Origin of the sequence: Melissospora conviva (genome assembly GCF_049523535.1) — a bacterium.
Taxonomy (GTDB): domain Bacteria; phylum Actinomycetota; class Actinomycetes; order Mycobacteriales; family Micromonosporaceae; genus Melissospora; species Melissospora conviva.
In genome coordinates, this window is sequence record NZ_JBLLDT010000001.1 from 332,901 (window position 1) to 354,546 (window position 21,646).

Sequence of the window (21,646 nt, forward strand, 5' to 3'; positions counted from 1 at the left end):
CCCGACCTGACCGCCGTCATCCCCTGGAGGGCGCAGTGACCATCAGCACCGACGAACAGGACCAGACTCTCGAGCAGTCGATCCGACTCGTGCTCAACCTGTTGCCGCAGGACCGGCAGGCCGAGCCTTCCGATGTCGTTCGCGGTGTCGACATGATCTGGGGCATGCAGCACTCCATGGGGGTGGCGCTGGACAAGAGTCTCCTGCTCCGGGAGATCCAGTCGCGAATCGTGGTGTGGCAGGGCGAACCGGTCGGGTTGGTCGACGACCGGAATCACATCGAGTGGCTGACCGAGGCCGAGATCGAGCGCGACTGGGACTTCTGGGGCCGGTACCGGCGGTATCTCGAGGACGTCCGTCTCATGCCACCCCCGGTGGTCAGAAAGCTCGATTCGAGCACCCGGCGTGTACTGGGCCATCTTGAGGATCCGCGTCGGCCGGGGCCGTGGCGACGGACAGGCCTGGTCGTCGGACAGGTGCAGTCGGGCAAGACCGGCAATTTCATCGGGCTCGCCGCCAAGGCGGCTGACGCCGGGTACAAGCTGATCGTCATCCTCGCCGGCATCCACAACAGCCTGCGCAGTCAGACCCAGCTGCGGGTTGACGAGGGGCTGCTCGGCTTCGACACCCAGTACCAGAACCGCTACGACGAGAACACCAACAGCGCGCACATCGGTGTGGGTGCGATGCCCGGCGCGAAGCGGCTGAAGATCGCCTCTCTCACCAACAGCGCGGAGAACGGGGACTTCCGGCGGGACATCGCCGCGAAGATCAGTCTTCCGATCGGGGACTACCCGGTCGTGCTGGTGATCAAAAAGCACCGCAGCATCCTCGAGTACGTGCGGAAGTGGATCGTCGAGGTCAACGGTGAACTCAAGAGCGACGGAAAGACGAAGGTCGTACGCGAGATCCCGCTCCTGGTCATCGACGACGAGGCGGACCATGCGTCGATCGACACGAGCAAGGACGCCGACACCGACCCCACCAAAATCAACGCTGCCATCCGGCACCTGCTGAACAGCTTCGAGAAGGCCGCCTACGTCGGGTACACCGCCACCCCGTTCGCGAACATCTACATCCGGCCGAACTCGGAGCACGACACCTTCGGCCTGGATCTCTTCCCGGAGAGCTTCATCGAAAGCCTGCGGGCACCGTCGAACTACCTGGGACCCGAGCGGGTCTTCGGGCTCAGCCGGGGAGATGACGGCAACGTGGCCGCGCTGCCGATCTTCCGTCCGGTCGAGGACTACGAGCACTGGATGCCTCCGAAGCACAAAAAGGAATGGGTGCCGCCGGAGGAGATGCCGGAATCTCTCGTCGAGGCGATCCATGCCTTCGTGCTGACCTGTGCTGCCCGTTCGGCGCGCGGACAGCAGCGGGATCACAACTCGATGCTCGTGCACGTGACCCGCCTGGTGAATGTCCAGAACCGGATCCACGAGCAGATCGACGACCACGTGGCGCTGTTGCGGGACAGGCTGCGTGACACCATGGGCGACCAGGCGAAGCAGGTGCTCACCGAACTCCGCGATCTCTGGGAGCGGGACTTCGTCCCCACCACCGCGCAGTGCGGCGAGGACGGCAGTCTCGCGACCGCATGGGACGACGTCGAGGAGCACCTGCGGCCGGCGCTGCTCAAGATCCAGGTGCGGGCGATCAACGGCAGTTCCCGGGACGCCCTGGAGTACTACGAGCACCGCAAGAAGGGGCTCTCCATCATCGCCGTCGGCGGCGACCGGCTCTCCCGGGGACTGACCCTCGAAGGACTGAGCGTCAGCTACTACCTGCGCGCCTCGAACACGTACGACACGCTCCTGCAGATGGGGCGCTGGTTCGGGTACCGCCCCCGTTACGAGGATCTCTGCCGGCTCTACACCACCTATGACCTGCGGAACGCGTACGCCGAGATCACCGCTGCGGACAACGAGCTCCGCGGTGATTTCGTGGCGATGTCAACCATGGGCGCCACCCCGGAGACCTTCGGGCTGCGGGTGCGTGCCTCCTCGGCCGGCCTGGCCGTCACGGCTCCGAACAAAATGCGCCGCGGTGTGAAGGTCCGGTTGAGCTACTCGGGTGAACTCCCCGAAACCACCACGTTCAACCTGCGTGATGACGTGGTGAAGGAGAACTTCGACAACCTCGAGCGCTTCGTCAGGAGCCTGGACCAGCAGGGCACCGCCACCGAGGATCACGCCAGCCTCGTCTGGAAGGACGTTCCGCCGTCCGACATTGTCGACAACTTCCTCGAGGGCTATGTGCCTGACCGAGGTTCGTACCGCGTGCGGCCGGCGCTCATCGCCGAGTACGTCCGTCGGTGTGCAGGCGTGGGCGAGCTGACCCGGTGGACGGTGCGGCTCGTCGGGGCGCCGAGAGGTGAGGCATTCAAGATCGCAGGCCACACCCGGATTCCGGTGACTCGTTCCCGCCCAAAGAACCACGTGGACGAGCCGGGCCGCTACACCATCAAGCGCGTCCTCAGCCCGGCTGACGAGGGCCGGGACTTTCCGCGTGATCTGTACGCGAAGGCACTGGAGGCAACGCGCAAGGCCCGTGCCCTCAAGACCGAAAAGCCAGTCGAGGCGGACGCCGTCAAGGTCGCGACCGGCGCACCGCTACGGCTGCTCCGTCCCGCGGACCGTCCACTTCTCCTGATCTACCCGATCCAGCACCCCGACTGGACCGCCGAAAAGCAGCCGCCTCCCCTGGTCGGATTCGCGATCAGCTTCCCGTTCTCGGAGCATCCCACCGAGACCGAGTACGTCGTGAACGAGATCTGGAGGCAGCAAGGGCTGGACATCGATGACGAGGCCGACGACGCATGATGATTCTGGAAGGTGACTGGGAGGCGCTCGAGGCGGAAGAGCGTCCTCATGGGACCGCCAGGCTCCGGCTGTTCCCGCGCTCCGAGCACGACATCTTCCTGGGGGTTGATCAGCAGACCCGCCAACGGCTCCTGTTGATCACCGTTCCGACGGCTGCTGTGGCGCAGCTTCTGCGTGAGAACCCGGTCCTGCCGCAGACCAAGGGGCTCTCGCTGCAGATCGTGCCCGCCGGTGGGGATCGCCATGATCTGCAGGTGGTACTGACCGCCCGGGAACGGCGGGAGGTCTTCAACCCGCTGATCGCCGACATCGCGGGCGCTGTCGCGGCCGAACGGGGTCCGGTCGCCGCCCTCCGGGCCGCCGTGGGCCGCTTCGAGCACTGGCGCCGTCTGCTCCAGTCGATCGCCGACACCGGACTCGGAGCCGAAGCGCGACTCGGCCTCTTCGGGGAACTGGCCGTTCTCAGAGATCACGTCGTGCCCGCGGTCGGTCCGGCGGCCGCCGTGTCCGCGTGGCGTGGTCCAGCCGCTGCCGACCAGGATTTCCAGATGGCGGCCTGCGCGATCGAGGTGAAGACCGGCGCCGGGAAGAACCCGCGCGCCGTCACGATCGCCAGCGAACGGCAGCTCGACGGGCGGAGCGTCAAGCGGCTGCTGCTCTGCCATCTCTCGGTGGAGGAGCGCCAAGGCGGGTCGGGTGAGTCGCTCAACGAGATCATCGATGACCTGCTCCGCGGTCTCGGCCCGGGGCCGGCCGGCCTGCTCGCCGCTCTGCTCGTCACAGCCGGATATCTCTCCGAGCATCGGCACCTCTACGACGAACCGCGCTACACGGTGCTGCGGACGAGTTTCTGGGACGTCGCCGGAGAGTTTCCGCGGATCGTGGAGAGCGACCTTCGCCCCGGCGTCGGTGGCTGCAGTTACCGCATCAGTCTCGCCGGCCTGGGCCCGTACGAGGTGCCGGCAGACCGAGCCATCGGCATCATCAAGGGGGAATCGTGACGCAGCAGGATCTGCAGACATACGTCCAGGGGCTTGTTGCAGATGTGCTCGCGACCGCGGAGGCCGAGAACGCCACCGCACCCGACACCTTCACCCGTCGGGTGCTCGACGATCTTGAGCAGGCCGGGGAAGTGGAGAACACCTTCACCGCGTATCACCGGGCGCACGGCCTGGAGGTCAACGGTTACGGTGCGAACCAGTCCCTCGGCACCCTCGACCTGTTCATCACCCACTTCAGCCTGGCTCCCACCGAGGACCGCCTGTCCAAGGCGCAGGTTGAAGCTCTGTTCAAGCGGGTGGCCGCCTTCGTCCGCAAGTGCCGCGACGGTCTCGCACGTGACATCGACGAGTCGTCCGACGTGCACGACATGTGCCAGGCGGTCGAGAAGACGCTGTCGGACGCGCCGCGGATCCGTCTCTTCCTGCTCACCGACGTCGTCAGCACGGTGTCGGCACTTCCCCCCGGCGAACTCGACGGGCTGAAGGTCAGCTACGAGATCTGGGACCTCAACCGGTTGCACCGGCTTTCCTCCTCGGGGACGCTCAGCGAACCGATCGTGGTCGAGTTCGACACCCCGCTGCCCTGCCTGGCGACGCCAGAGACGGACCGGAACTACTCGGTCTTCCTCGCCATCATCCCCGGGCAGGAGCTGGCAGATCTGTACGGCAGGCACGGCACCCGTCTGCTCGAACTCAACGTCCGCTCGTTCCTGCAGACCAAGGGCGGCGTCAACCGGGGCATCCGGGACACGCTCCTGAACAACCCCGACCGCTTCCTGGCGTACAACAACGGCATCACCGCCACCGCATCTAAGGTCGAGTTCACCCACCTGCCCGACGGCGGGCAGGCGATCAGCCGGATCCACGACCTGCAGATCGTGAACGGTGGACAGACCACCGCCTCCATCCATGCTGCGTACGCCCGGGACAAGGCCGATCTCGGCCGGGTCCACGTGCAGATGAAGCTGACCCGGGTCTCCGCGGACCGGCTCCAGGAGATCGTTCCGGAGATCTCCAAGTACTCCAACACCCAGAACAAGGTCACGGTGGTCGACTTCAGTTCGAACCACCCCTTCCACGTGAGCCTGGAAAAGGTGACCCGGTCCCTCTGGGCACCTGCGGCCGACGGAAGCGGACAGGAGACCCGCTGGTTCTACGAGCGGGCGCGGGGGCAGTACACGGATGCGCTGGCCCGGGAGCGGACGCCGGCGAACCAGCGCAAGTTCAAGGCACTCCATCCCTTGGCGCAGAAGTTCACCAAGGCGGATGCGGCCAAGTACATCCACTCCTGGTCCGGGTTGCCCCATCTCGTCAGCCGCGGTGCGGAGAAGAACTTCCGCGAGATGATGATGCGGATGGGCGACGCCGTGCCGGACGTCAACGTGAGCTACGCCCAGCGTCTGATCGCCAAGGCGATTCTCTTCAAGGCCACAGACAAGATCGTCGCCGCCCGGAACTTCGGCGGTTACAAGATCAATATCACCGCGTACTCCATCGCCCGCATCGTAGAGGCCACCGGCCGTCGCATCGACCTCGACCGCATCTGGCGCGAGCAGCGCCTGAGCCCTGCGCTGACGGCTGCGCTGGACGAACTCTGCCAGCCTGTCCGGGAAGTGATCGTCACGCCTCCGCGCACCGGTACGAACATCGGCGAATGGGCGAAGCGCCCGGACTGCTGGGAGGAAGTGCTCGCGATCCCGTGGCAGGTTCCGGACAGCTCGGTCGCCGAACTGGCCGAAGAACCTGTCGAGGACAGCAACCCTGTGAGCCAGGACGACGCCGTCAGCGGAGATGTCGCGGCGGTGAAGGCCGTGCCCGCCCCTGAGTGGTTCGCCCTGGCCCGCTGGGCGAAGGAGACCCAGAACCTCGAGCCGTGGCAACGGCAGGTCGCCGAGAACCTCGGCCGCTACCTCAACAACGACTGGGAGATCGCCGACAAACTGGCTTCCCAGGCGCTGCGGGCCATCGAAGAGGCCAAGCGGCTCGGCTTCCACACGACGGCCTGACCGGGTGCAAAGGCGAGGTTTCAGCATGGGTCATGGAGGATGACTGTGAGCGATACGGGCTTTGGCGAACTGCCTCCAGAGGCCTATCACGATGCGCCCTGGGCCAGGCTGTTGCCCTGGCTGGCCCCGTACACACCGGCGACGGCACGCGAGATCGCCGATCTGACACCGTCACCCGACTGGTGGATCACCGAGTCGCCGGCGGTGACGACGATGATGGTGGAGCACGAGACGCTCTGCCGTCGGCTGGCGCAGATGTTCGTCCTCCACCATGCGGACGCCACCATCGGATCAAGCTTCCCGAAGATCCCCCGGGCGACGCCGCTCGCTGGTCTCGCCACCAATTCCAGAGTGGCGACGGCCTTCCAGCGCCTGCGGGCGCAGACCGTGGCCGACCTCGAGCCGCTCACGGTTGCGGACTTCTACGGGGTGCGGGGGACCGGCCACGGCACTATCGAGGAACTCGTCGCCGGGCTTGTATCCGCGGCAATCGTCCGATCCGGTGAGGTCGACGGATGGGAGGAGCCCGAGGAAGAACACGGGCCGGTCGAGGGCGACTCCCAGGTCCAGTTGCCTCCCGTGAAGCGTCAACTGCTGGAGGATCTGGCGCAAATCGCGGCGTGGCGCCGGCTCCGCCGCGGGTCGGATCAGCCCTTGCTCCGGGTCGTAATCGAGGAGGGAGCGCCGGAAGAGCTTCAGGAGGTGACCTTCCGGCTCAACTCCCTTACGGCCGATGATCTTCTGCCTCCCGGTATGGGGCGCACCGACCCGGTCCTCGAGTTCACCGCCTGTGTCTCCCAGTTCGACGAGCGGCAGATCCGGATCCTGCGTGACCGCTTCCTCGGCACGCCACCCAGGACACTCGTCGAACTCGGGGCCGAATTCGGTGTCAGCCGCGAACGCGTCCGGCAGCTTGAATCACAGGTCAAGGATGTCCTGGACACGCGGTTCCACTTCGGAACTGCGATCGGCGATCTGCTTGCCAGCCTGCGGACCGAGATCCAGCCGATCGCGGCCCTCGACCGGCTGATCGCCCTCCATCCCGATCTGGCGCGCGACGTCCCAGGACTCGACGTCCCCTTCTGGCTCGTCCTCGACCGCCTCGACGACTATTTCGAGGTCATGGACGGCTGGGCGGCTTCGCCGGACGTCGAAGCGGCACGGGAGCAGACGCGGATCCTGCTGGAGGACTTCGCGACGGACCACGGTCTGGTCGACATTGCCGTCGTCGCGAGTGCCATCTCGATGCCGGAGGCGGAATTGCTCGCATGGCTCAGCTGGTGCGGTTACCCGCTGTACAACGGGCACGTCCTGACCCGCACCCGTTCGCTGGCTGATCATGCCGCCGGCCTGCTCGCCGCCACAGGCAAGCCTCTCCATATCGACGACCTCCACACGGAGATGGGGCGGGACAGCAACATCCGGTCTCTGGTCAACCAGCTCGCCATCGACGAGCGGTTCGTCAGGACCGATCGGGCGAGCTGGGGGCTCGCCAGCTGGGAGGTCGAGGAGTACACGTCGATCAGGCAGCAGATCGGGCTCGAACTCGCCGCCGCGGGAGGCCGGATCGAGCTCAAGGAGCTGGTCAGATCCATCACCAGCCGGTTCGACGTCTCCGCCAGCAGCGTGCAGGCGTACGCCGGGAACGGTGACTACGAAATCGTGCAGGGCGTCGTCCAGCGCAGGTCCACCCCGGCCGCACCGCCCCGTAAGGAGCCACGCGACACCCGCAGGCTCTTCCGGTACGACGAGGACTGGTGGCAGTTGCGCGTGACCGTTACTCGCGACCACCTGCGCGGTTCTGGTTTTCCCGTCCCGTCCGGGGTGGCCGTCGTCGTCGGCTGTTCGCAGGGCGAGGTCGTGGAGCTTGAGTCGGAACTGGGCACGCACAGCATCCGCTGGACGGGCAGACAGCCCTCAAGCGGGACGATCAAGAGGTTCCTCGACCGTCTCGACGTCCGAGAGGGGGAAAACGTCTTCCTCGGGTTTGGTCCCTACGGTCGCTTCGAGGTCTCCGTCCAGGAAGCGATCAGCGCGGATGACCACCCACTGATGCAGGCGGTGACGCTGACTGGCTGCGCGGAAGCGGTCTGGGACATCGAGGAGGCGCCGGCGGCTCTGGCGAGAGCGATCGAGCTGGCCGCCGATGTCGAGCCCCGGGATCTCGTCGCGGCGTACCGGCAGCGCGGTGACGACGACATCGCGGAACTCCTTGAACGGGCGTGGTCCGGCGGCACCGGTGAGGGCTTGGGGTCAGAACCCTCGGGCTCCTCTGAAGTCGAGCGGACGCAGGCTGATACGGCGGCCGCGGGCGACGGAACGGGCCGGCCCGAGCCGGCAGGGACTGGCGCGCAGGTGGCCCAGGACCAGGAGAGCAGCGCACCGGTTCCGCCGGGCTACCGCAGCGCCGGGTGGGTACGCCCGCACGAGGCGGAGGCCGCTGTTCTCGCCTACCAACTGCACTCGGATGTCCCGGTCCACGATGGGGACGAAATCGTCGGTTGGGCGCGTTACGTGGACGAAGGGTCCGGCGACGCCACCAGGTCGCGTGCGCCCGTTGTGCTGGCGAGGAGCCGGGCCACGGGTGAACGCATCGTGGGCTGGATTCGCGAGTACGAGGCATTTGGGATCATTCAGGCCGTAGCCGAGCGCCGATCGGTGACCGTCCGGGATGCCGGTGGGGCTGTGACGGGCATGGTCCAGTACTTCCCGGCAGACAGCGAACCGGCCGAGCGCTATCGGAGCACCACCAGGCTGCTCCGGAGGCGATCCGGAAGCGCCTGACCCGCCGGTCGCGGTCGCGTCGAGGCCTTGATGTGGCAGTCGCGGCCTCGCACGGCCGGCTCCGTCAACCGGCGGCGGAGGTAGCCTCCACCCTGCCTCTCGCCACCGCCAGTTCGTCCTCGGTGAAGAGTGACTGGTACTGCTCCTGCAGGACGAGCGACTCCACCGTGAGGTCGACGCGTCCCCTTTCCCACAGGGTCGTGAAGCCGTCGGAGAGCGCGAGATTGTGGAGCAGGTGGCGTGCCGCACCGAGACCGCCCCGGTCGGCGACCATTTTCAGCAGCTGTGTCGAGTTGTAGTTGGCCTCGTCGCGGGCACGCGCCAGGACCCGGACCATCGCCAGGTGGAAGCTGTGCTCGACCAGATCGGGGGATGATGCCTGACGTCGGGAAGAGGAGGTCGTGACCTCCTCGGCGGGTGCACGCCGCTGAGCAGGAGCGGGAACCTCGCCGCCCTCCGGGGCGCTGTGGTCTTCGGCGCGGCGCTCGTTCACACCGGAAACAGGCATGCCTGCACCGCGGGCCAGGGCCGTCACGCTCCGGTTGCGCAGTGCTCCCGGGCTGGCGGGCGAAAAGTAGCGGACGACTCCCTCGCTGCCGGTGTGGAGGTCCTCCCAGGGGGCGTCTCGCCTCTGGGTGGCTGCTTCGATGACCGCCTTGGCTTCCGGCCGGCAGACCCAGCACAACGCTTCAGGGCCGTCAGAGCCGAGGCGTTCGACCCGGACATTCGCCTGGTGGACGTGAGCTTCCTGAGAGTTGAGCGGAAGGAACCGTGCCCAGCCCAGCAGTTCGCCGCCGTGGCGGATCGCCTCGTCGCGTCGCTTCTGATAGCTGTGCAACACGGCGGCAGCCTCGTACGGTCTGAGCCAGATGAGGTCGCCGTCTTCGTGTGATGGCTCATCGGGCTTCGAGTTCGTGTGGTCGTCCGGCAGCAGGAAGGGCGTGGCCGCGTCATCGTCGACGTTGCCCGCCGAGTGGTCAGCTTGCTCTGAGAGCAGGGCCTCCTGCTCATCCGGCGAATCGTCTCTTGATGAGCCGACCTCTGAGGAATCCTCCACGGGGACCGGGATCTCCTCTACCAGGTGGACGTCGTCAGGAGCGAAAAGGCCGGCGCTTTCTTCGATGTCCTCGTCGAGGCTGGGATGGTTGTCATCGTCGAGTGTCGACCAGCGGCCCTCAACGACGTCGGCCGGTGACCAGTTGCAATCGTTGTCGGCCTCTTTTACTTCGGCGCGAGCGGGCTGATCTGCCAATGCCGGGGCGGGACCGGTGCCTCCGACGTGGCCGCTCAGGCGTAGTGCGGAGAGGTGAGACCCTCCGCCGGGTTCGTCTGCGGAATCAGCGGTATCGGCGGAAGCCTCAGAGGCCAGCGGAACCCGCAGCTCGTCGATCCGCTGCCACAGCGGCTCCAGGGCCGCGTCCGGGTCACGGCTGAAGAGGCTGCCGCGGATGCGGACGAAGACGCAGTTGCCGACCCGTTCGAGCACCGCCTGCCGGCGCATGTCGCTCTCCCAGCGGTCAGGGCCGTGGTAGACGTCCCCGTCACATTCGACCGCGAGACGACGGCCGTCCGGTGCCGGGAGGACGAAGTCGATGCGGTACCCGCCGATCGGATACTGCGGCAGCGGACGGTATCCGCGCTGCAGGATCCGGCGCAGCACCTCGCGTTCGAAGTCGCTGTCGCAGCGCCGTTCCAGGTCGTCGTAGGCCTCCTCGGTCGTCCTGGTGTTCTGGCAGTAGGTCAGCAGCATCCGCCGGGCGTCGTCCTCCTTCAGGTCCGCCGGCTGCACCGAGTGGAACACCCACAGCTGGTCCCGGGCCCGGGACGCGGCGACGTTGATCCTCCGGTGGTGGTCGCGCTTGGTGAAGGCGGCGACAGGGCCCTGATGAGGATCCGCCACCATCGACACCAGGACGATGTCCCGCTCGTCGCCCTGGAAGGTGTACGGGTCACCGACCCGCAGCCGCCGCCGCTCCATCTCCTCCTCGCCGATCTCCTCACGGAGCCGGGTGAGCAGGTAGAGCGCCTGACCGCTGGTGCTGAGCAGACTGACCACGCCGATGCTGCGACCCTCGTACTCCCGGTCGGCGACGATGGCCTTGACCTTCTCCACGAGCGCGTCCGCCTCCGGCACGTTGACGCTGCCGTAGCCCGGGAGGTCCTGGCGGATGCCCTGCGGAATGTGCACGGCGATGACGGGGTCGCCGATACCGGTCGGACGGTCGGTCCGCAGAGGTTCGATCTTTCCGTCGTAGTAGGCCCTGCTGGAGAACTCGATGATCGCGGGCACGGACCGGAAGTGCTCGGTGAGCAGGATCCGCTCGGGCGATCGCCGTACCGCGTGGTCGTAGAGGCTGCTCTCCGGGTCGAAGTGCTGGGCCGAGGGGACGTCCACCAGGTGCGAGTTGATCAGGTTGTGCACCGAGCCGACGAAGGAGAGCTGCGGACCGATCTGCTGGTCGTCACCGACCACGACCGCCCGCTCGGCCAGGCTCAGGATCGGCAGCGAGAAGAGGTCGGCCTGCGAGGCCTCGTCCACGATCACGACGTCGAACCCGGCGCCGCCGGTGAACTGTTCGATGGCCCGGTCGACGGACATGACCCAGACGGGGACCGCGTCGACGGCGGCCGTCATCGCCTGTTGCGCCTGCGCCTGCCAGTGGGCGGCGTTCTTTCCGGTACCTTTTCCGATCTTGCGAAGGGCGGTGGTCCAGTCCGCGAGAGCGGCCCGGCGCCGGTCGTTGAGAGCCTTCGAGACCTCCAGCCAGGAGGAGGCGACGACGAGCTCCCTGGTCAGGTTGCGGATGCGTTCGCGGATCTGTTCGACCTGACGGCCGAGGTTGGCCGGGTCGACGCTGCCCACCACTGCGTCGAACCAGGTCTGCGCACGGCGCCACTGCCAACGGTGCAGGCAGTCCAGGCCTGTTCCGTTCAGTGCCGGGGCCGTGCCCTGGTCGATCTCTGCCGCCCAGGCGGGGGCGGCGCCACGGAGCCGTTCCATGAGTTCGCTGAACCGCTGCGCGTCGGCCCGGAGAACGGCCAGCCGGCGTGCCTCATCGAGGACGCCGTCCCAGCCGGGCAGGTCCTCCTGCCCACGGATCTGGTCGAGCAGCCGCCACAACGCACTCGCGTTGTCCGTGGCGAGACCGGTCTGCAGCATCACGCCCAGCTCGCGCTCATCGGCGGTGAGCCTGTCGTGGGTGAAGACGACCGAGCAGCGACTGACGAGTTCGGTGAGAACCGTCAGCTTCGACACGTCGACGGTCTGATCGGCCCGGGGGAGCACCCGGCGGACCGCCGCGAGCAGCGCCGGCCAGCGCCTGTTGTCCCAGGTCAGAGCGAGCTGCGCGTCGTTGAGCAACCGGCCGACCCAGACCTCTGGCGGGCCCTCGGGCCCGGGCAGCGCGAGCGACTCCTGCCATTCGGTCCACCGGGTGACCAGTTCCTGCCTGGCCCGGAGCCGGTTGACGTGGGCGATGACCACATCGACATCCGCGGCGCTGCGCAGAGCCTCACCGTCGATCCGGCACTCGGTGGCGAGCCGGGCGAGTGAGCCCTGGAAGAACCTGTTGACGCCCTTGCCGGTGGCGAAACGTTGACGCAGGTGGCCGAGTTCGGTCAGAAGCCGGCGCGGTTCCGGCAGGTACGAGTCGGCGATCGTCACCTGGTGCCCGGCGACGGTCCGGACCGCGACGGTGAGTTCACCGAGCGCCTGCTCGCTGGCGGTGACGTGGTGGTCCCACATCGTCCGCCATGTCGGATTGGTCTGCAGGAACGTTGCGAGTCGATCGGTCCACGCGCCCTCTCTGGCAGTCAGCACGGCGAGTGCCTCCTGCAGCTGGGCGGTCAGATCATCGAGCGCCTGCCGGCCGAGCGTCCGTACCTCACCGAGGGCGACACCCGCTGCGGTCAGCTGCTGCAGTTCGACGCTCGTGGCGGCGAGCTTCCTGCGCGTGGCGAGGATCGTCGACGCGTTCGGCAGCATGTCAGCCACCGGCAGGTACCGCAGCGCTTCGGCACGGTCACGACGGACCGTACGCTTGGCGATCTCGAGCAGTGCCGCGAACTCCTCGGCGGTGAGCGGAGCCTCGAGGTGCGTGGGGACCTCGTCGGGAATGTCGCCGTACCGGTCAGCACGCTCGCGCAGCCACCTGCCCACACCGCCCGGGGAGAGGCCGACGCCGTCAATTTCGTACTGCGCGGACTCCTTCTCCGCCATGCTCCGCAGGGCGCCGAGCGCACGGCCCAGGTCGCGCTCGGCTTCTTCGAGCTGCCGGCGTAGCAGGTCGACCCGCTGCTGCTCGGCACGGCGGTCGAGTGTGGCGCCGCGGTCGGAGAGCTCTCGCGCCGCGAGCTGGAGCTGCACCAGCTGGTCGGCCGACCGCCCGAGCACGGCCAGGCAGAGCGGCTGGATCTCCTCGGGCAGCCCGTCCCGCAGCACCCGCAGCGGGTCCTCCTTCTGAGCGACGACCAGGACCCGTTTGCCGTGCGCCATCAGGTGACAGATCAGGTTGCGGATCGTGTGTGTCTTGCCGGTGCCCGGAGGTCCCTGCACGGCGACATTGCGGTGCTGCGCCAGCCGTCGGACGATCGACTCCTGCGCCTCGTTGCTGGGCAGTGGCATCAGCAGCCGTTGTCCCAGCGGGATCCACCGCTCCGGCTCGTCCTCGGACATCCGCAGTCGGCTCGGCTCGTCGGCGAGGATGGAGGCCAAGGCGCCGATGCTGTCCGTGTCGCCCGCCGTCAGGCGGTTGCGCAGCTCTGCAAGGAAACGGCGCAGCATCCGCTGCCGGGGCCGGAGAAACAGCACGCCCGTGTCGTGGACGTGCGGTCCTGGGGGTGTGGGGCCGGAGGCGTCCCGGATGGTCGGGTCGTGACCCAGGCGACGCAGTGCTCGTTCGGCGAACTCGCGGCGGCTCAGGTCGTCCCAGACGTCGAGGTCGACCTGCCCACCCGGACCGGCGAGGGCGAGCAGTTGACCGAGATACCGCTCGTCGAGCCCTGCGAGCGAGTCGGTCTGAAGCCTTCCGAGGCCCTGTGGAACCACCCGGACCACCGAGCGGTCGGCGTCGAACTCGATGCCCACCGGCGTCACGATCAGCGGATACCGCACGCGGCTCCCGTCGACCTCGGTGTGCAGCACGGAATGGCCCCACACCAGTTCGTGGGTGGCGGCGGTCATGTCGATGCGGTGCTTGAGGTCGAAGAGGCTCCGGTGCAGCCGGCGGACCTGCTCGATGCGCCGGGCCTGCCCGGCCCAGGGACGCCAGAACTGCTCACGCCACTGCGTGAACCGCGATCGCAGTTCGGCGGGTACCTCCTCGCCCTCGGTCAGCAGCGGCTCGGCGTTCCAGGAGATTGGCCCGATGAGGTGGGCATCGAACTCCGCAGGGGCCCGGAGTTGCTTCGGCGCGGCGGGAAAACCGACCTGGAGCCAGCTACTGCCGTCCGGGGACAGACCGGACCTGCACTCGGGGTGGTCCGGAAGGTCGTGCTGCCAGAAGGCATCGGTCGTCGGCAGCGTCCGGGCCGGTTTCTCCATCTGCGTGCGGACCGCCAGCAGGTACTCCACCAGGGAGGTTGCCCGGTCTCGGATCAGGGAGGGCGATTCTGCCGGGGAGGCGCTGCGGAGAGGCATGGTGAACCTTCGACTCGTTGTTGATGGTCCGTCGATGGCGAGGGCGGGCCCGGACCCTATGGTCCGCTGAGCCGTTCAGTGCTTTCGATGGGGGTGGGCAGGCAGCCGCGCACCTGCGGGGGCAGGGGGCGTCTGGTGAACTTCTGCATTTTTGTACCCACTTGTACCAGCACCTTTCGGACGATACCGGCAGGTCTCCGAGCAGTGGAGCCCCTGTGCCGCTGATGATCTCGGACGAGTCGCTCGTTCGAAGTCATCTTTCGGACACATTGCGCATCCGGTTCGGGCTGATCAGCCACTCTGTGCGATCCACAGTGCAGGCGTTTCAGGGTCTTGACAGGCGCTGGCTGGTGGCGGGCGTGACGTGCCAGCGCCATGCCGTCACGTCGATGGCACCAGATCCCTGATCAGTGCCTGCATGCGGGCGCGATCGGTGGGATGAGGAGACGTCTGCTTCAACCCTGCCGCCCCTGGCCGGCCGAAGAACTGGTGCAGGACCTCGGCGGCCTGCCGTCCGGTGACGCTGGTCGGCCAGTCGGATACGCGCAGACCGGCGGCGTGCGCGGCGGTTGCGAGACGCCAGAGATCCACCGCGTCCTTCGACGCGAAGCGTCCGCGATAGGCAAGGGCCTTGAGGCAGAGTGCCGACGTGACGTCCGGGAGCGCCAAGCGCATGGTCAACTCCCTGCCGCCGGTGAGGCGGACGAGGACGTCGAGCAGTTCAGCGGGCCGGTGCAGAGCGAGCACCAGGTCGGGGACCTCGTCGACCACCAGGTCCCCGTGCCGCTGGTTCGGTACCAGCGTGCCTCGGAACGAGGGCGCGAGAATGTCGATCACCAGATCGAGACGGCCGTGCGGATCCTGGGTGCCGCGAGTGAAACGGTTGGCTGCCCCCTCGGCGAGGTAGCCGCGTTCGATCAGGGTCGCCGGCAGGCGTGGATCGGCGATGACGGTTGGCATGGCCGCGAAGTCGGCATCCGCGGTCTCTCGCAGGGGCACCTGGTTGGCGACGCCGTGACGTGCCACGAGCAGGGTGACCATATGGCCGCCGACGATCCGGTAATCCGATCTGAGCGCGGCCGCGATGTCGGCCAGATCGGCCAGGGCCAGGAAACCGGCATCCGAGGCTCGGCTGGTGGAGACAAGCGAGATGTGGCCGGGTGTTGCGGGCAAGGGCGGAGTCGGCGTTCCGTCGCTCATGCCGCCTGCCGCCGTTCGTGATGACGACGACGCAGTTCGTCCCACAGGTGCTGCACTGCATCGTCGCTGTCGGCACCCGGCGAACGCCGGACGTCCCAGAGGATCTGCAGGGGATCGGCAAGAGGGAGCCCGGATCCCTTCGCCGGCGGCGCAGCCGGGTCCGGCCACAGGCCGGGATCTTTCGGCACGGTGAATTCGAGCGTGGCTTCCTCCGCCCCGGTTGGAACGTAGCCGGCATCGGGCAGGTCGATCCCGGTCCGGGCGTAGAGGACCGCGCGGGCGGGGGTGCGCCAGGGCGCGAGGAGGTCGGCCGCCACGTCACCGGAGACCGCGATGCCGGAGCGGTAGGTGGTGGCGAAGGTCGAGACGGCCCGTTGGACCTGGTCGATCGGCGTACCGAGTCCGTACCAGTAGGTGCTGATACCACCGGGACCCGGATACGTCGCCAGCCACCAGCGAAGCGCCTCGTCGAGGTCGCGTATCGCCCAACCCGCCGACGTGCGCTGGACCAGACCTTTGTCGGCCAGGGCCCGCAGGGCCTGTGAGACCCGAGGCTGGGAGACGCCCGAGAGGGCAGCAAGCTGCCGCTGGGTGGCGTGCGGAATCTGCACCAACCGGCGTACCAGGGTGAAGGTCCCCCATGGCACCGGACCCGGCCGTGTGGGTCGGCCTGCCACCGTCGGAGCCGGCAGGTCGATGCGGCGTCGGCCGATGCGCAGAGCGGCGACAATCTCCTGCCCGGTGTCGACCAACCACGACCAGCCGGCCTCCTCGATCGCCCGCCGCACGGTGGGGCTGGCGGCGGGCACGACGACCAGGTAGGGCTCTCTGTCCCGGGAGATCAGGGCCGCGATGTCCCGTGGCCCGAGCGGCCTGGCCGAGGAGACGACCGGCAACACGGCCCGGCTGCCGTCGTGGATCAACTCGACCACGTCCGGTCCGCGCGGAATCAGAGTCACCCCGGCATCGGCGAGTGCTCGGACGGCAGCCGTCGATATAAGCATTAGGCAGCCTCCTTCATTAATACTTATACACTCTGTTCGACGTCCCCGGGCGTGTTCGACACCTCGCACCTCGGCTCCCCGGTGCCGGGCTCCGCCGCCGTCGTGCGCTACCTTGCACCTGGCTCGCCAGCAGCGAAGTCGGTGTGAATCCGACGCTGTCCCGCAACTGTGATGCCCCACCTGCCCGCACGCCGGGCCTGAGGGGGACAAGTCAGGTCGCCTGCGGTGGGCCGCGACACGCGCTCTCGAGGTAGGGGCGCCTCGCAGACAGAGCCGGTCCTCCGGCCGCCCCTGTCGGCGAAGCACCAGTTCCTCGCCCGACAGGAGGTATCACGATGTTCAGACGGAGCAAACTGCTGGTGGCGGCGCTGGCCGCTGCCGCGGTCACCCTCGCCGGGTGTGCCGACAACGGCGGCAACGAGCCCGCCGACACCGGTGCGCAGAGCGCCGGGTTCCCGGTCACCGTCGGCGCGGTGACGGTTGACCAGCGCCCGGAGCGGATCGTCTCCCTGGCGCCGGTCGCCACCGAGATGCTCTTCGAGATCGGCGCCGGTCCGCAGGTGGTCGCCGTTGACGACATGTCGAACTTCCCGGCCGACGCGCCGCGGACCGACCTCTCCGGCTATCAGCCGAACGTCGAGGCGATCGCGGCGAAGTCGCCGGACCTGGTGGTGACCACCGGCGACCCGAACGATCTGATCGCCCAGCTCACCAAGCTGAAGATCCCGGTCTATCTGGCGCCGGCCGCCGTCACCCTGGACGACACGTACCGGCAGCTCGCCGAGCTGGGGCAGCTCACCGGGCGGGTCGACGAGGCCGGCGACACGGTCACCCGGATGCAGGACGAGATCACCAAGCTGACCCGGGATCTGCCGAAGCGCACGGCGCCGCTGACCTACTACTACGAGCTGGACACCACCTACTACTCGGTGACCAGCACGACGTTCGCCGGCACGGTCTTCGCGATGGCGGGGCTGGAGAGCATCGCCGACGCCAGCGACGCCGACGGCGCCGCGGGCGGCTACCCGCAGCTCTCCCAGGAGACCATCATCAAGGCGGACCCGGACTTCATCTTCCTGGCCGACACGAAGTGCTGCGGGCAGTCCGCGGCCACCGTCGCGCAGCGGCCGGGCTGGTCGACGATGAGCGCCGTCCGCGACGGCCGGGTCGTCGAACTCGACGACGACATCGCCTCCCGCTGGGGTCCGCGCACCGTCGACCTGCTGCGCGTCGTCATCGACGCCGTGACCAAGGTCCCGGCCTGACGGCCCCGGCAGCGACAACACAGTGAACGAAACCATCACGGCGTCGCCGCCCGCGGCGCCGGCCGGCGGGCGGAACGCGGCGGCCCGGCTGCCGCGTCCCGCCCGGCTCGGGCCCGCCTGGATCGTCGGCGGGGTCGTCGCGGTGCTGGTCGCGCTGGTCGCCGGGGTGGCGTTCGGCCCGGTCAGCCTCCCGCCCGGGTCGGTCGCCCTGGAGCTGCTCAACCTGATCCCCGGCGTACGGCTCGACAGCGGGCTCGACGAGCGGGAAATCGCGATCATCACCGAGCTGCGCCTGCCCCGGGCGGTGCTCGGTGTGCTGGTCGGCGCCACGCTCGCCGTCGCCGGCGCCTGCTACCAGGGGGTGTTCCGCAACCCGCTCGCCGACCCGTACCTGCTGGGGGTGGCGGCCGGGGCGGGGCTCGGCGTCACTGCGCTCATCGCCCTGGCCGGTGGGAGCATCGTGCTCTCCGGCGTCGTGCCGCTGACAACGCCGGTTGCGGCGTTCGTCGGTGCGCTCGGGGCGGTGGGGCTGACGTACCTGCTCGGGGTGACCGGTGGGCGCGACCGCGGCCCGGCGACGCTGATCCTCGCCGGGGTGGCGATCTCGGCGTTCCTCTCGGCCGCGCAGACGTACCTGATGCAGCGCAACGTCGACAACTTCCGGGAGATCTACTCCTGGCTGCTGGGGCGCCTGTCGAGCGCCGGCTGGCACGACGTACGGGTGCTCCTGCCGTACACGCTGCTCACGGCGGTGGTGGCGCTGCTGTACCGCCGGCAGCTCGACGTGCTCGCCGTCGGTGACGCCGAGGCGACGGGGCTGGGGCTCAACCCGCGGCGTACCCGGTTCGTGCTGCTCGCGGCGGCGTCGCTCGGCACCGCCGCGGCCGTCTCGGTCTCCGGTCTGATCGGCTTCGTGGGGATCATCATTCCGCACCTGGTCCGGCTCCTGGTCGGGGTGAGCTACCGGCTGATCCTGCCGATGTGTCTCCTGCTCGGCGGGGCCTTCCTGACCCTCGCCGACGTGCTGGCGCGCACCGCCACCGCCGCGGAGTTGCCGATCGGGGTGGTCACCGCCTTCTTCGGCGCGCCCTTCTTCGTCCTGGTCCTGCGTACGGCGAAACGGGTGGCGGTATGAGCGAGGTGCTGCGCGTACAGGACCTGCACGTCACCCTCGACGGGCAGGAGATCCTGCGCGGCGTGGAGCTGACGGTGCCCGCCGGCGAATGGTTGACGATCATCGGCCCGAACGGCGCCGGCAAGTCGACGCTGCTCAGTGCGGTCGGCGGCCTGCGACGCCCGACGGCCGGTGAGATCCGGCTGCACGGCACGCCGATCGGCCGGCTGCGCCGGCGGGAGCGGGCCCGCGCGGTCGCCACCGTCGCCCAGGACCCGGTGGTGCCGGCCGGCATGACGGTCACCGACTACGTCCTGCTCGGCCGCACGCCGTTCATTTCGGCGCTGGGCCGGGAGTCCGCGGCCGACCTGGACGCCGTCGCCGACGTGCTCACCCGGCTGGACCTGACGGCGTTCGCCGACCGGGAGCTGGCGACCCTCTCCGGCGGTGAACGGCAGCGGGTATTCCTGGCGCGGGCGCTGGCGCAGGAGGCGAAGCTGCTGCTGCTCGACGAGCCGACGAGCGCGCTGGACGTCGGCCACCAGCAGGAGGTGCTGGACCTGGTCGACCAGTTGCGGCGCTCGGCGGGGCTGACGGTGGTGGCGACGATGCACGACCTGTCGCTGGCCGGCCTCTACGCCGACCGCCTGCTGCTGATGGCGCAGGGCCGGGTGGCCGCCGTCGGCACCGCCGAGCAGGTGCTGACCGAGGAGCTGCTCAGCCGCCACTACCGGGCGCGGGTCCGGGTGATCGACGGCGGCGACGGCCCCCTGGTGGTCCCGGTCCGGGCCCGCTGACCGGCCCGCTGACTGGCCCGCTGACCGGCCCGTGTCGCGGCCACACCGCGCGGCGCCGGGCCGGTCGGCGCCGCGTGGCCGCCGGACTCAGTCCGGCGACCCGGGTGTGATCACGCAGAAGCTCGCGCCCTGCGGGTCGTTGAGCACCGCCAGCCGGCCGGCGGGCAGCTCCCGCGGCGGCACCATCACCACCCCGCCGAGCTCGCGGCAGCGCGCGGCGGCGGCGTCCACGTCGTCGACCTCGAAGAAGACCGCCCAGTACGCGGGCAGCCCGTCGGGCCAGTTCGGGTCGAAGGTGGGCATCATGCCGGCCACGAACCGGTTGCCCAGCCGCCAGGAGGTGTAGATCAGCTCCTGGTCCGGCTGTTCGATCGGCTCCTCCTCCGGCTGCCAGCCGAAGACCAGCTCATAGAACTCCTTCGCCCCCTCCTGGTCCGGAGTCGTCAGCTCGTTCCAGGTCAGCGAGCCGGGCGCGTTGAGCAGCTCGGCGCCCTTCATCAGCTTGGGCTGCCAGACCGAGAAGGCGGCGCCGGCCGGGTCGGCGAAGACCGCCATCCGTCCCTGGTCGGTCACGTCGAAGGGATCGACCAGGACGTCGCCGCCGGCGGCCTGCACCCGGTCGGCGGCGGAGTCGGCGTCGTCGGTGGAGACATAGACCGACCAGGTCGAGGGCTGGCCCGGCGTGGCGGGCGGCCCGAGACCGGCGACCGCGCTGCCGTCCTTGTCGAAGATCGCGTAGGTGCCGGTATCCCCCTGCGGCACCTCGCGGCAGTTCCAGCCCAGTAGTCCGGAATAGAAGCGCCGTGCCCCGTCGAGGTCCGACGTGGCCAGATCCACCCAGTTCGGGGTCCCTGATTCCACGGTGAGCACCATGTCCCTCCCCCTTTCGCGGCCCGCGCTGGGCGGACCCCTACGCGCATCGTGGCACCGCCGGAGGCGACGCGAGCCGGGTTCACGCAATCGCCCGCGCCCCGACCGCCGGGTAGCCGGACACCGGCGCCGAGACCTGCGGAAAGCGCGGGCCGGTCAGCCGGCGCGCAGCAGCTGCGCCGACTCGCGCAGCGCGTCGTCGAAGGGCTCGGGGGTGAGCCCGAACGTCTCGGTCGCGGCGGTGGAGTCCATGACGAACGGGGCGGTGAACTGGTAGCGGGTGGTCTCCAGCTCCCGCACCATCGGCGAAAGGAGCCCGGCGGCCCGCATCAGCGGGTGGGGCAGCACCGCCAGCTTCGGCGCGGGAGCCCCGTTGACCTGGGTGAACCGGGTGGCGAGCTGCCGGATGGTCAGCGGTTCGTTGCTCGGCACGTGCCAGGCCCGGCCCCAGCCGCGTTCGTCGGCGGCGACGGTGACCAGCAGCCGCGCGACGTCGTTGACGCTGGTCCAGGTGTGCGGCACGTCCAGCGGCGCGGGGGAGAAGGCGCGCTTTCCGGCGAGCAGCGGGCCGCCCAGGATGAAGGTCAGGATCGACTGGGCCTGGAGGTAGTCACTGGCGCGCACCTCGGTCGCCCGGATCCGTCCGGCGCTGTGGGCGGCGAGCGCTTCGCGCCACTGGTCGCCGCGGATGCGCAGCTTCGGGTGGGTGGCGGCCAGCGGCGTCTGCTCGGTCATCGGGCCGGAAACCGGACCGTACGAGTAGAGGGGCGCGGCGCTGGCCAGGGTCGCGCCGGTGCGCTCGGCGGTCTGCAGTAGCGCACTCCACAGTGGCGCCCAGTCGGTGAGCCAGCGGTGGTAGGCCGGGTTGGCGCAGTTGTAGAGAACTGCGGCGCCAGTGGCGAGGGCGGCGAGCCGGGCCGGGTCGGTGGCGTCGGCGGCGACCCGTTCGATGCCCGGGTCGGACGGGCCGGAGCCGCTGCGGCTGATGACGCGCACCTGCTCGCCGCGCTCGGCGAGGAGCTGGGCGGTGGTGCTGCCGACGCGGCCGGCGCCGACGATGACGTGCAGGGACATGCTTGCCTCCGAGCTTTCGAGAGCGGTGCTCTCTGTGTGGAGCAACTGTCACAGTCCCGGCCGCACTCTGT

General features: G+C 69.0%; 12 protein-coding genes and 1 riboswitch. Of the genes, 7 read left to right on the forward strand and 5 right to left on the reverse strand.

Going from position 1 to position 21,646, the window contains the following annotated elements; genetic code table 11:
* The first annotated feature begins 35 nt into the window (after positions 1 to 35).
* The 4 genes from ACK8GG_RS01720 to ACK8GG_RS01735 are packed head-to-tail and all read left to right on the forward strand — an operon-like array spanning position 36 to position 8,613.
* Complete coding sequence (locus ACK8GG_RS01720) at positions 36 to 2,822, forward strand: Z1 domain-containing protein (RefSeq protein WP_440355359.1); 2,787 nt, start codon at positions 36 to 38, stop codon at positions 2,820 to 2,822.
* Positions 2,819 to 3,823 carry a PD-(D/E)XK motif protein gene (locus tag ACK8GG_RS01725; protein ID WP_440355360.1) on the forward strand — a complete coding sequence of 335 codons (1,005 nt, stop codon included), beginning with the start codon at positions 2,819 to 2,821 and terminating at the stop codon, positions 3,821 to 3,823. Before ACK8GG_RS01720 ends, ACK8GG_RS01725 begins: the two co-directional genes overlap by 4 nt.
* Positions 3,820 to 5,829, forward strand: a complete 2,010-nt coding sequence (locus ACK8GG_RS01730; protein WP_440355361.1) for an AIPR family protein — start codon at positions 3,820 to 3,822, stop codon at positions 5,827 to 5,829. Before ACK8GG_RS01725 ends, ACK8GG_RS01730 begins: the two co-directional genes overlap by 4 nt.
* Positions 5,830 to 5,874: 45 nt before the next feature.
* Entirely contained in the window at positions 5,875 to 8,613 is a 2,739-nt protein-coding gene (locus tag ACK8GG_RS01735) for a sigma factor-like helix-turn-helix DNA-binding protein (protein ID WP_440355362.1), read from the forward strand.
* 64 nt (positions 8,614 to 8,677) lie between these two features.
* Here ACK8GG_RS01735 and ACK8GG_RS01740 read toward each other — a convergent pair whose 3' ends face one another.
* From ACK8GG_RS01740 to ACK8GG_RS01750, 3 genes are all read right to left on the reverse strand, one after another.
* Complete coding sequence (locus tag ACK8GG_RS01740) at positions 8,678 to 14,251, reverse strand: PDDEXK-like endonuclease domain-containing protein (protein ID WP_440355363.1); 5,574 nt, start codon at positions 14,249 to 14,251, stop codon at positions 8,678 to 8,680.
* 381 nt (positions 14,252 to 14,632) lie between these two features.
* Positions 14,633 to 15,451 (reverse strand): hypothetical protein, encoded by an 819-nt coding sequence (locus ACK8GG_RS01745; protein WP_440355364.1) that lies wholly within the window; start codon positions 15,449 to 15,451, stop codon positions 14,633 to 14,635.
* Positions 15,448 to 16,455: a MarR family transcriptional regulator gene (locus ACK8GG_RS01750; protein WP_440355365.1), complete on the reverse strand. Its 1,008-nt coding sequence runs from the start codon at positions 16,453 to 16,455 to the stop codon at positions 15,448 to 15,450. Before ACK8GG_RS01750 ends, ACK8GG_RS01745 begins: the two co-directional genes overlap by 4 nt.
* A 137-nt stretch (positions 16,456 to 16,592) precedes the next feature.
* Positions 16,593 to 16,671: riboswitch (cobalamin riboswitch) on the forward strand.
* A gap of 119 nt (positions 16,672 to 16,790) precedes the next feature.
* Here ACK8GG_RS01750 and ACK8GG_RS01755 point away from each other — a divergent pair.
* The 3 genes from ACK8GG_RS01755 to ACK8GG_RS01765 are packed head-to-tail and all read left to right on the forward strand — an operon-like array spanning position 16,791 to position 19,631.
* Positions 16,791 to 17,720 carry an ABC transporter substrate-binding protein gene (locus tag ACK8GG_RS01755; RefSeq protein WP_440355366.1) on the forward strand — a complete coding sequence of 310 codons (930 nt, stop codon included), beginning with the start codon at positions 16,791 to 16,793 and terminating at the stop codon, positions 17,718 to 17,720.
* A gap of 22 nt (positions 17,721 to 17,742) precedes the next feature.
* On the forward strand, positions 17,743 to 18,855 hold the full coding sequence (locus tag ACK8GG_RS01760) for a FecCD family ABC transporter permease (protein WP_440348593.1): 1,113 nt from the start codon (positions 17,743 to 17,745) through the stop codon (positions 18,853 to 18,855).
* On the forward strand, positions 18,852 to 19,631 hold the full coding sequence (locus ACK8GG_RS01765; RefSeq protein ID WP_440355367.1) for an ABC transporter ATP-binding protein: 780 nt from the start codon (positions 18,852 to 18,854) through the stop codon (positions 19,629 to 19,631). Before ACK8GG_RS01760 ends, ACK8GG_RS01765 begins: the two co-directional genes overlap by 4 nt.
* 87 nt (positions 19,632 to 19,718) lie before the next feature.
* On the opposite strand, the gene ACK8GG_RS01770 is transcribed toward ACK8GG_RS01765, so the two are convergent.
* Together ACK8GG_RS01770 and ACK8GG_RS01775 are read right to left on the reverse strand one after the other, a co-directional pair.
* Positions 19,719 to 20,504: a VOC family protein gene (locus tag ACK8GG_RS01770; protein ID WP_440355368.1), complete on the reverse strand. Its 786-nt coding sequence runs from the start codon at positions 20,502 to 20,504 to the stop codon at positions 19,719 to 19,721.
* Between the two features lie 153 nt (positions 20,505 to 20,657).
* Positions 20,658 to 21,575 (reverse strand): Rossmann-fold NAD(P)-binding domain-containing protein, encoded by a 918-nt coding sequence (locus ACK8GG_RS01775; protein ID WP_440355369.1) that lies wholly within the window; start codon positions 21,573 to 21,575, stop codon positions 20,658 to 20,660.
* Positions 21,576 to 21,646: the final 71 nt, after the last annotated feature.

What these genes read in the sequence shown, in the direction of transcription:
- ACK8GG_RS01750 (WP_440355365.1), bottom strand. Translation starts at nt 16,455, where the DNA reads ATGCTTATATCGACGGCTGCCGTCCGAGCACTCGCCGATGCCGGGGTG.
- ACK8GG_RS01725 (WP_440355360.1), top strand. Translation starts at nt 2,819, where the DNA reads ATGATGATTCTGGAAGGTGACTGGGAGGCGCTCGAGGCGGAAGAGCGT.
- ACK8GG_RS01770 (WP_440355368.1), bottom strand. Translation starts at nt 20,504, where the DNA reads ATGGTGCTCACCGTGGAATCAGGGACCCCGAACTGGGTGGATCTGGCC.
- ACK8GG_RS01755 (WP_440355366.1), top strand. Translation starts at nt 16,791, where the DNA reads ATGTTCAGACGGAGCAAACTGCTGGTGGCGGCGCTGGCCGCTGCCGCG.
- ACK8GG_RS01745 (WP_440355364.1), bottom strand. Translation starts at nt 15,451, where the DNA reads ATGAGCGACGGAACGCCGACTCCGCCCTTGCCCGCAACACCCGGCCAC.
- ACK8GG_RS01775 (WP_440355369.1), bottom strand. Translation starts at nt 21,575, where the DNA reads ATGTCCCTGCACGTCATCGTCGGCGCCGGCCGCGTCGGCAGCACCACC.
- ACK8GG_RS01765 (WP_440355367.1), top strand. Translation starts at nt 18,852, where the DNA reads ATGAGCGAGGTGCTGCGCGTACAGGACCTGCACGTCACCCTCGACGGG.
- ACK8GG_RS01740 (WP_440355363.1), bottom strand. Translation starts at nt 14,251, where the DNA reads ATGCCTCTCCGCAGCGCCTCCCCGGCAGAATCGCCCTCCCTGATCCGA.